An 8,909-nucleotide genomic window follows, 5' to 3' on the forward strand; every position below is an offset into this window, starting at 1 on the left:
GCACGGGGCGGTGCGCACGGGCGGCCCGGGCCGCTGCCTATACCCTCGTCGCATGTCGCTCTACGCCGCATACGCCGGAAACCTCGACGCCCGGCTGATGTCCCGCCGCGCCCCGCACTCGCCGCTGCGCGGCACCGGGTGGCTCAGCGGCTGGCGCCTGACCTTCGGCGGCGAGCACATGGGGTGGGAGGGCTCGCTGGCGACCATCGTCGAGGCCCCGAAGGCGACCGTGTTCGTCGCGCTGTACGACATCGCGCCCATGGACGAGGACTCCATGGACCGCTGGGAGGGCGTCGGCATGGACGTCTACCGCCGTATGCGGGTGCGGGTGCACACCCTGGACGGGGACGAGCCGGCCTGGTGCTACGTCCTCAACGGCTACGAGGGCGGGCTGCCCTCGGCCCGCTACCTGGGGGAGATCGCCGACGCGGCGGAGTCGGCCGGGGCGCCCCACGACTACGTGACGGAGCTGCGCAAGCGCCCCTGCTGAGGCCGGCCCGGACGAGCCCCCGCCGGACGGGCCGCCGCGGGTCGATTTCCGGCCACTTCTGTCCGCTTCAGGACATTCCGACCCTCCCGGGTCCGCTTTCGACCGCTTCCGGGACCGCTCCCCCGACACCCGTCTACGCGCGTAGGCGATTACCGGCTACCCTCATCGGCGTGAACGCTTCTGCCACCACCGACTACTCCGGCGCCCCGTACGCCGCCGCCCGCACCGCGGCGGCGCGCCTGCGCGAGCTGACCGGCGCGGAGACCCACGACGTCGCCCTGGTCATGGGCTCGGGCTGGGTGCCGGCCGCCGACGCGCTCGGGGAGCCGGAACACGAGTTCCCGGTCACCGACCTGCCCGGCTTCCCGCCGCCGGCGGTCGAGGGCCACGCCGGAAAGGTCCGCTCGCACCGCCTCGGCGACAAGCGGGCGCTGGTCTTCCTCGGCCGCACCCACTACTACGAGGGCCGTGGCGTCGCGTCCGTCGTCCACGGGATCCGCTCGGCCGTGGCCGCGGGCTGCAAGACCGTCGTACTGACCAACGGCTGCGGCGGACTGCGCCCCGGAATGCGCCCCGGCCAGCCGGTCCTCATCCGGGACCACATCAACCTCACCGGCGTCTCGCCGATCGTCGGCGCCAACTTCGTCGACCTCACCGACCTGTACTCGCCGCGGCTGCGCGCGCTGTGCCAGGAGGTGGACGCCACCCTGGAGGAGGGCGTCTACGTCCAGTTCCCCGGCCCGCACTACGAGACGCCCGCCGAGATCGGCATGGTCCGGGCGATCGGCGGAGACCTGGTGGGCATGTCCACCGTCCTGGAGGCGATCGCCGCCCGCGAGGCGGGTGCCGAGGTGCTGGGCGTCTCCCTGGTCACCAACCTCGCCGCGGGCATGACCGGCGAACCGCTCAACCACGAGGAGGTCCTCCAGGCGGGCCGCGACTCGGCCGCCCGGATGGGCTCGCTGCTGGACAGCGTCCTGCGGCGCATCTGATCCGGCGCCCGGCGGTACGGGCCCCGGGTCCCGGACTCCTCCCCCGGCCCCCGGACGGCCCATCCCGGGGCGGGCCGGGGGAGGAGTCCGGGTACCGGTGGACACCGAGAGCCGCGCGCCCACCGGCGCCGGAGCGCAGCGAAGCGGGAGCGGCGTACGGCGCCGCCCCACAGGCGACACGCGAGAGGCGGAAGAGACCGTGGCAACCGTGCACGAGGACCTGACCGCGCAGGCGCGGTCCTGGCTGGCCGAGGACCCCGACCCGCAGACCCGTGCGGAACTGGCCGCCCTCATCGAGGCCGGCGACCTGGAGGAACTGGAGGACCGCTTCTCGGGCACCCTCCGGTTCGGCACCGCCGGGCTGCGCGGGGAGCTGGGCGCCGGCCCGATGCGGATGAACCGCGCGGTCGTCATCCGCGCGGCCGCCGGGCTCGCGGCCTACCTGCGGGCGCGCGGACACGACGGCGGCCTGGTCGTCGTCGGCTACGACGCCCGCCACCGCAGCGAGGACTTCGCCCGCGACACCGCCGCCGTGATGACCGGCGCCGGCCTGCGGGCGGCCCTGCTGCCCCGCCCGCTGCCCACGCCCGTACTGGCCTTCGCCGTCCGGCACCTGGGCGCCGTCGCGGGCGTCACCGTCACCGCCAGCCACAACCCGCCGCGCGACAACGGCTACAAGGTCTACCTCGGCGGGGGCTCCCAGATCGTGCCGCCCGCCGACGGGGAGATCGCCGACGAGATCGCCTCCATCGGCTCCCTGGCGGACGTCCCGCGCGCCGAGTCCGGCTGGGAGGTGCTCGGCGAGGAGGTCGTGGACGCCTACCTGGAGCGCGCGGCCGGCATCCTCACCCCCGGCGGGCCCCGGGACGTGAAGGTGGTCCACACCTCGCTGCACGGCGTGGGCGGCGCGACGGTCGCCGCCGCCTTCGAGCGCGCGGGCTTCCCCGTGCCGGTGCCGGTGGCCGAACAGGCCGATCCCGACCCGGACTTCCCGACCGTGGCCTTCCCCAACCCGGAGGAGCCCGGGGCGATGGACCTGGCCTTCGCCACGGCCCGCGAGCACCGGCCGGATCTGGTGATCGCCAACGACCCCGACGCCGACCGCTGCGCGGTGGCCGTCCCCGACCCGGAGGCGGACGCGGGCTGGCGGATGCTGCGCGGCGACGAGGTGGGAGCGCTGCTGGCCACCCATCTGGTGCACAAGCGGGCGCGGGGGGCCTTCGCCACCACGATCGTCTCCTCCTCCCTGCTGTCGCGCATCGCACAGGCGGCGGGCCTGCCGTACGCCGAGACGCTGACCGGCTTCAAGTGGCTGGCCCGCACCGACGGGCTGCGCTACGCCTACGAGGAGGCGCTGGGCTACTGCGTCGACCCCGAGGGCGTGCGCGACAAGGACGGCGTCACGGCGGCACTGCTCGTCGCGGAGCTGGCCGCCGAGCTGAAGGAGAGCGGGCGCTCCCTGACGGAGCTGCTGGACGACATCGCGGTGGAGTACGGGCTGCACGCCACCGACCAGCTCTCGGTGCGGGTGGAGGACCTGTCCGTGATCGCCGGTGCGATGCGCCGGCTGCGCCAGGCGCCGCCCGCCGTGCTGGCCGGTCTGACGGTCACCTCGGCCGAGGACCTGAGCCGGGGGAGCGAGGCCCTGCCGCCGACGGACGGCCTGCGCTACCGGCTGGCGGGCGACCCCCGGCAGCGGGTGGCCGGCGCCCGGATCGTCGTCCGCCCCAGCGGCACGGAGCCGAAGCTGAAGTGCTACCTGGAGGTGGTCGTCTCCGTGGCGGACGCCTCGGACCTGGCCGCGGCCCGCGCCACGTCGCGGGAGGTACTGGGCGCCCTCAGGACGGACCTCGCCGCCGCCGCGGGGATCTGAGCCCGGCGGCGTTCTCCGGCCCCGGGGCGCGCCCCGGGGCCGGAAGCCGTCAGCCCAGGAACAGCAGGAGCAGCAGGGCCGCCCCGCCGGCCACCGCCGGGACGAGGACCTCGTAGGCCCAGCGGACGCTCGGGGCGCCCTGCGCGCCCTCGTCGGAGGCGTGTCGCTCGGCCAGGGCGCGGATCTCGTCGATCGCCTGGTCCGCCTGGGCCCGGTAGCCGCTGCCGCCGGACAGCCCCGTGGCGAACACCGATCCGTGACCCGACAGGTTCACCGAGGAGTTGCCGCCCCCCTGGCTCTGCCGCAGCGCCTTCTTGCGCTGGCGCAGCGAGACCGGGATCGCCCACATCTGGTACTTGCCGTCGCCCGCGAAGACCTCGGCGGAGTACGCGGCCCGTACGCCCTCGACCGACGCCCACGGCAGCGTGATCGTGCGGAAGGGGTTGCGCACCCGCAGCCGCTCGCGCCCCGCGTACACGGCGGGCCGCAGGGAGAAGGCGAAGATCAGCGGCACGAGGGCCACCAGCGCGGCCAGCGAGAGCCACCGGGTGCGGCCCTCGCCGCTGACGATCCCGTCGGCGGCGAGCAGCACGACGAGCGCCATCAGCAGCGTGCCCCCCACCATCCCCATGGTCGAGCGGTAGGTGTGGTCCGCGTACCCGGTCTGCTCACTCATGCCTCCGATTCTGCACGACCGCGCCGCACGGGTGTCCGGCCGGTGGACGCTCACGGGCCGGTCGCGGGTCCGCTCACCGGCCCGCTCGTGGGCCCGCCGTACGTCCGGCCGGGATACGGGGAGGGGGATGACAGTTTGCTACGCGCGTAGATATGCTCCTCTGGTGACCATGCCTGCCTCGTCTCCCACCGCACCCGCCGCACCGCCTCCCGCCGCGCCCCCCGCACTGGCGGACGCGACCGCCTCCGACGCCGCGCTGCGCCGCTTCCTGCACGGCCTGCCCGGGGTCGACGCGGTCGGCCTCGAAGCCCGCGCGGCCCAGCTCGGCACCCGTTCGATCAAGACCACGGCGAAGGCGTACGCCATCGACCTCGCCATCTCGATGATCGACCTGACGACCCTGGAGGGCGCCGACACCCCGGGCAAGGTCCGGGCGCTGTGCGCCAAGGGCGTCAACCCCGATCCCACCGACCGCACCGTGCCGAAGGTCGCCGCGATCTGCGTCTACCCGGACATGGTGGCCACCGCCCGGCAGGCCCTGGACGCCGGCGGCGGGCAGGACGTCAAGGTCGCCTCCGTGGCCACCGCCTTCCCCTCCGGCCGCGCCGCGCTGAACGTCAAACTGGCGGACACCCGCGACGCGGTGCTGGCCGGAGCCGACGAGATCGACATGGTGATCGACCGGGGCGCCTTCCTCTCCGGCCGCTACATGAAGGTCTTCGAGGAGATCCGGGCCGTGAAGCAGGCGTGCGCCCGCGCCGACCGCGAGGACGCGCACCTGAAGGTGATCTTCGAGAACGGCGAGCTGTCCACCTACGACAACATCCGCCGCGCCTCCTGGCTGGCGATGCTCGCCGGAGCCGACGTCATCAAGACCTCCACCGGCAAGGTCGCGGTCAACGCCACCCCGGCGAACACCCTGGTGATGCTGGAGGCCGTCCGCGACTTCCGCGCCGCCACCGGAACCCAGATCGGGGTCAAGCCCGCGGGCGGCATCCGCACCGCCAAGGACGCGATCAAATATCTGGTGATGGTGAACGAGGTCCTCGGCGACGACTGGCTGCACCCCGACTGGTTCCGCTTCGGCGCCTCCAGTCTCCTCAACGACCTGCTGATGCAGCGCCAGAAGCTGACCACCGGGCGCTACTCCGGCCCCGACTACGTGACGGTGGACTGATCACGATGAGCCCCATGTTCGAGTACGCCCCCGCGCCCGAGTCCCGCGCCGTGGTGGACATCGCCCCCTCCTACGGCCTGTTCGTCGACGGTGAGTTCCGCGAGGCCGCGGGCGGCAGGACCTTCAAGACCGTCTCGCCGTCCACCGAGGAGGTCCTGACGGAGGTCGCCCACGCCGGCGCCGAGGACGTGGACGCCGCCGTGGCAGCCGCCCGCCGCGCCTTCACCTCCTGGTCCGCGCTGCCCGGCGCCGAGCGCGCCAAGTACCTGTTCCGCATCGCCCGGATCATCCAGGAGCGCTCGCGCGAGCTGGCCGTCCTGGAAACCCTGGACAACGGCAAGCCGATCCGCGAGACCCGCGACGCGGACCTGCCGCTGGTCGCCGCGCACTTCTTCTACCACGCGGGCTGGGCCGACAAGCTGGCCCACGCCGGCTACGGGCCGGACCCGAGGCCGCTGGGCGTGGCCGCCCAGGTCATCCCGTGGAACTTCCCGCTGCTGATGCTGGCCTGGAAGGTCGCCCCGGCACTGGCCTGCGGCAACACCGTGGTCCTCAAGCCCGCCGAGACCACCCCGCTGTCGGCGCTGTTCTTCGCGGACGTCTGCCGCCAGGCGGGGCTGCCGAAGGGTGTCGTCAACATCCTCACCGGCGACGGCTCCACGGGAGCGGCGCTGGTGGCGCACGAGGGCGTCGACAAGGTCGCCTTCACCGGCTCCACCGCCGTGGGCAAGCAGATCGCGCGCACGGTCGCCGGGACGCGCAAGAAGCTCACCCTGGAGCTGGGCGGCAAGGGCGCCAACATCGTCTTCGACGACGCGCCGATCGACCAGGCCGTCGAGGGCATCGTGAACGGCATCTACTTCAACCAGGGCCAGGTGTGCTGCGCGGGCTCGCGCCTGCTGGTCCAGGAGTCGGTGCAGGAGGAGCTGCTGGAGGCGCTGCGGCGCAGGCTGTCCACCCTGCGGGTGGGCGACCCGCTGGACAAGAACACCGACGTCGGCGCGATCAACTCCGCCGAGCAGCTCGCCCGCATCACCGAACTCGCCGACAGCGGCGAGGCCGAGGGCGCCGAGCGGTGGTCCCCGGCGTGCGAACTGCCCGAGCGGGGCTTCTGGTTCGCGCCGACGGTCTTCACGAACGTCACCCAGGCCCACCGGATCGCCCGCGAGGAGATCTTCGGCCCCGTGCTGTCGGTGCTGAGCTTCCGCACCCCGGACGAGGCGGTGGCCAAGGCGAACAACTCGCAGTACGGCCTGTCCGCCGGCGTGTGGACGGAGAAGGGCTCCCGCATCCTGGCGATGGCAGGCAGGCTCCGGGCCGGCGTGGTGTGGGCCAACACGTTCAACAAGTTCGACCCGACCTCGCCGTTCGGCGGCTACAGGGAGTCGGGCTTCGGCCGCGAGGGCGGCCGTCACGGTCTGGAGGCGTACCTCGATGTCTGAGCAGTCCGGCAACACCGGCGGCGCCGCGCGCGCACGCCTGGGCGTCCTGAAGACCTACAAGCTGTTCGTCGGGGGCAGGTTCCCCCGGTCCGAGAGCGGACGGGTGTACGAGGTGACCGACACACGCGGCAACTGGCTGGCCAACGCCCCGCTCGCCTCCCGCAAGGACGCCCGGGACGCGGTGGTCGCGGCCCGCAAGGCGTTCGGCCCCTGGTCGGGGGCGACGGCCTACAACCGCGGCCAGATCCTCTACCGGATCGCCGAGATGCTGGAGGGCCGCCGCGAGCAGTTCGCCGCGGAGGTGGCCGCCGCCGAGGGGCTGTCGAGGGCGAAGGCCGCGGCCCGGGTGGACGCGGCGATCGACCGCTGGGTGTGGTACGCGGGCTGGTCCGACAAGATCGCCCAGGTCGCGGGCGGGGCGAACCCCGTCGCGGGCCCGTACTTCAACCTCTCCACGCCGGAGCCGACCGGTGTGGTCGCCGTGCTCGCCCCGCAGGAGTCCTCGCTCCTGGGCCTGGTCTCGGTGCTGGCCCCGGTGATCGTCGGCGGCAACACGGCCGTCGTCGTGGCGAGCGAGCGGGCGCCGCTGCCCGCCCTGTCCCTGGCCGAGGTGCTGGCCACCTCCGACCTGCCCGGCGGGGTGGTCAACGTCCTGTCCGGGCGGACGGCCGAGATCGCCGCGCCGCTCGCCGCCCACAGCGACGTCAACGCGATCGACCTGGCGGGCGCGGACGCGGATCTGGCGAAGGAGCTGGAGACGGCCGCCGCCGACAACCTCAAGCGGGTGCTGCGCCCGGCGGACGCGACCTCCGACTGGTCGGCCGACCCCGGCACCAGGCGGATGCTGGCCTTCACCGAGACCAAGACCGTCTGGCACCCCGTCGGGGTCTGACGGTCCGTCCGGGGCCGTTCCTCTCCCGGGGGGCGGTCCCGGACGGACGCCTTCCCGGCCGGGCGCCCGCTCAGCCGGGCAGCAGCCCCGCCACCGGGCCCGTCACCGGCAGGGTGCGGACCGTGCCTCCCTCGCTGACCGGCCCCGTGACGGCCCCGGTGCTCACCGGCTTGAAGTCGGCGATCTGGGTGCCGACCGTGTTGTCCAGCGGGTCGACGCCCGTGCCCGCCAGCGGATTGATCCGCGCGTCCTTGAGCGGGCGCACCGCACCGGCCGTCGCGTGCTCGGTGGCTCCCACGCCCTCGGCCAGACCGCGTGCGCTCGGCCCGAGCGAGTCCGGCGAGAGCGCCGAGGTCAGCCCCGACAGCCGCACGGGCGCCTCGGCGCCCTGCCCGGGAGCCGCTGCCGCCGCCCCCGCGCCCGAAGCCACCGCGGCCCCGACCGCGGAGACGGTCAACCCGGCGCGCAGCAGGGCTCGCTGGACGCCGCTGCTCCCCGCTTGCCTCTCCCGTGCGTGACGGCGGCGCTGAGCGGTCATCGGTACACCTACCCAAGAGAACTCGAAGACTGTGTCCGTACGGTGACGCAGCGTATACGAGCCGGGCGTCACACGCACACGCGCACCGGCGCACCCGTGGATGGCCGACAATGGTCTTCCGTGAGCTCCCACGACACCGCCCGCGTGATCCTGCTGACCGGCCCCTCGGGTGCCGGCAAGTCCTCGCTCGCCGCCCGCACCGGGCTGCCCGTACTGCGCCTGGACGACTTCTACAAGGAGGCCGGCGACCCGTCCCTCCCCCGGCTCGCCGGCGGCGACCGGGTGGACTGGGACCATCCCGGCTCCTGGGACGCCGACGCGGCGGTGGCCGCGATCGAGGCCCTGTGCGGGAGCGGCCGGGCCGCCGTCCCGGTGTACGACATCTCCACGAGCTCCCGGACCGGCGAGGACGCACTGGACCTGCGCGGCGCGCGCCTGTTCGTCGCCGAGGGGATATTCGCCGCCGAGATCACCGCGCGCTGTCTCGAACTCGGCCTGCTGGCCGACGCGTTGTGCCTGCGCGGGCGTCCCTCCACCACCTTCCGGCGGCGGCTGGTGCGCGATGTGCGCGAGGGCCGCAAGTCGCTGCCCGTCCTGGTGCGCCGCGGCTGGGCCCTGATGCGCGCCGAGGGCGGAATCGTCGCGCGCCATGTCGCCCTGGGCGCCCACGCCTGCGGCCGGGACGAGGCATTGGCGCGGATCGAGGCGCTCGGCGCGCATCAGGGGCGTACGCGAGGGAGCGAGCGCCGGGGGGCCGTACACGCGTGAGAGCGGGCCCGGTCGGCCCCCCCCGGCCGACCCGGCCCGCTCCCGGAGCACCCCCGTGCTC

At 74.2% G+C, this 8,909-nt stretch carries 9 protein-coding genes; 7 read left to right on the plus strand and 2 right to left on the minus strand.

Annotated features, from left to right (window positions below; translation table 11 throughout):
* Positions 1 to 52: 52 nt before the first annotated feature.
* From L7D48_RS21455 to L7D48_RS21465, 3 genes are all read left to right on the plus strand, one after another.
* Positions 53 to 490, plus strand: a complete 438-nt coding sequence (locus L7D48_RS21455) for a gamma-glutamylcyclotransferase (protein WP_101256430.1) — start codon at positions 53 to 55, stop codon at positions 488 to 490.
* A 170-nt stretch (positions 491 to 660) separates the two neighbouring features.
* Complete coding sequence (locus L7D48_RS21460) at positions 661 to 1,482, plus strand: purine-nucleoside phosphorylase (RefSeq protein WP_237881489.1); 822 nt, start codon at positions 661 to 663, stop codon at positions 1,480 to 1,482.
* A 208-nt stretch (positions 1,483 to 1,690) separates the two neighbouring features.
* Positions 1,691 to 3,355 carry a phospho-sugar mutase gene (locus L7D48_RS21465; protein ID WP_237881501.1) on the plus strand — a complete coding sequence of 555 codons (1,665 nt, stop codon included), beginning with the start codon at positions 1,691 to 1,693 and terminating at the stop codon, positions 3,353 to 3,355.
* 49 nt (positions 3,356 to 3,404) lie between these two features.
* Here the strand turns inward: L7D48_RS21465 and L7D48_RS21470 are convergent, their stop codons facing one another.
* Complete coding sequence (locus L7D48_RS21470; RefSeq protein ID WP_237881491.1) at positions 3,405 to 4,031, minus strand: PH domain-containing protein; 627 nt, start codon at positions 4,029 to 4,031, stop codon at positions 3,405 to 3,407.
* A 169-nt stretch (positions 4,032 to 4,200) separates the two neighbouring features.
* Between L7D48_RS21470 and deoC the strand changes: the two genes are divergently transcribed.
* The 3 genes from deoC to L7D48_RS21485 are packed head-to-tail and all read left to right on the plus strand — an operon-like array spanning position 4,201 to position 7,542.
* The gene (gene deoC / locus L7D48_RS21475) at positions 4,201 to 5,208 is read left to right on the plus strand and encodes a deoxyribose-phosphate aldolase (RefSeq protein WP_237881503.1); all 1,008 of its coding nucleotides are present in this window, start codon (positions 4,201 to 4,203) and stop codon (positions 5,206 to 5,208) included.
* Between the two features lie 5 nt (positions 5,209 to 5,213).
* Positions 5,214 to 6,650 (plus strand): aldehyde dehydrogenase family protein, encoded by a 1,437-nt coding sequence (locus L7D48_RS21480; RefSeq protein ID WP_237881493.1) that lies wholly within the window; start codon positions 5,214 to 5,216, stop codon positions 6,648 to 6,650.
* Positions 6,643 to 7,542: an aldehyde dehydrogenase family protein gene (locus L7D48_RS21485; protein WP_237881495.1), complete on the plus strand. Its 900-nt coding sequence runs from the start codon at positions 6,643 to 6,645 to the stop codon at positions 7,540 to 7,542. The genes L7D48_RS21480 and L7D48_RS21485 overlap by 8 nt, the downstream gene beginning before the upstream one ends.
* Positions 7,543 to 7,612: 70 nt before the next feature.
* Here L7D48_RS21485 and L7D48_RS21490 read toward each other — a convergent pair whose 3' ends face one another.
* Positions 7,613 to 8,080, minus strand: coding sequence for a hypothetical protein (locus L7D48_RS21490; protein ID WP_237881497.1), 468 nt, complete (start codon positions 8,078 to 8,080; stop codon positions 7,613 to 7,615).
* Positions 8,081 to 8,200: 120 nt separating this feature from the next.
* On the opposite strand from L7D48_RS21490, the gene L7D48_RS21495 reads away from it, so the two are divergent.
* Entirely contained in the window at positions 8,201 to 8,848 is a 648-nt protein-coding gene (locus L7D48_RS21495; protein WP_237881499.1) for a uridine kinase, read from the plus strand.
* Positions 8,849 to 8,909: the final 61 nt, after the last annotated feature.

It is taken from the genome of Streptomyces sp. ICN903 (assembly GCF_022015835.1).
In the GTDB taxonomy this organism is placed as follows: Bacteria; Actinomycetota; Actinomycetes; order Streptomycetales; family Streptomycetaceae; genus Streptomyces; species Streptomyces fenghuangensis.

Bases quoted from the DNA above. Each gene is read 5' to 3' on its own strand.
- L7D48_RS21455 (WP_101256430.1), top strand. From the start codon at position 53: ATGTCGCTCTACGCCGCATACGCCGGAAACCTCGACGCCCGGCTGATG.
- L7D48_RS21470 (WP_237881491.1), bottom strand. From the start codon at position 4,031: ATGAGTGAGCAGACCGGGTACGCGGACCACACCTACCGCTCGACCATG.
- deoC (WP_237881503.1), top strand. From the start codon at position 4,201: ATGCCTGCCTCGTCTCCCACCGCACCCGCCGCACCGCCTCCCGCCGCG.
- L7D48_RS21480 (WP_237881493.1), top strand. From the start codon at position 5,214: ATGAGCCCCATGTTCGAGTACGCCCCCGCGCCCGAGTCCCGCGCCGTG.
- L7D48_RS21485 (WP_237881495.1), top strand. From the start codon at position 6,643: ATGTCTGAGCAGTCCGGCAACACCGGCGGCGCCGCGCGCGCACGCCTG.
- L7D48_RS21490 (WP_237881497.1), bottom strand. From the start codon at position 8,080: ATGACCGCTCAGCGCCGCCGTCACGCACGGGAGAGGCAAGCGGGGAGC.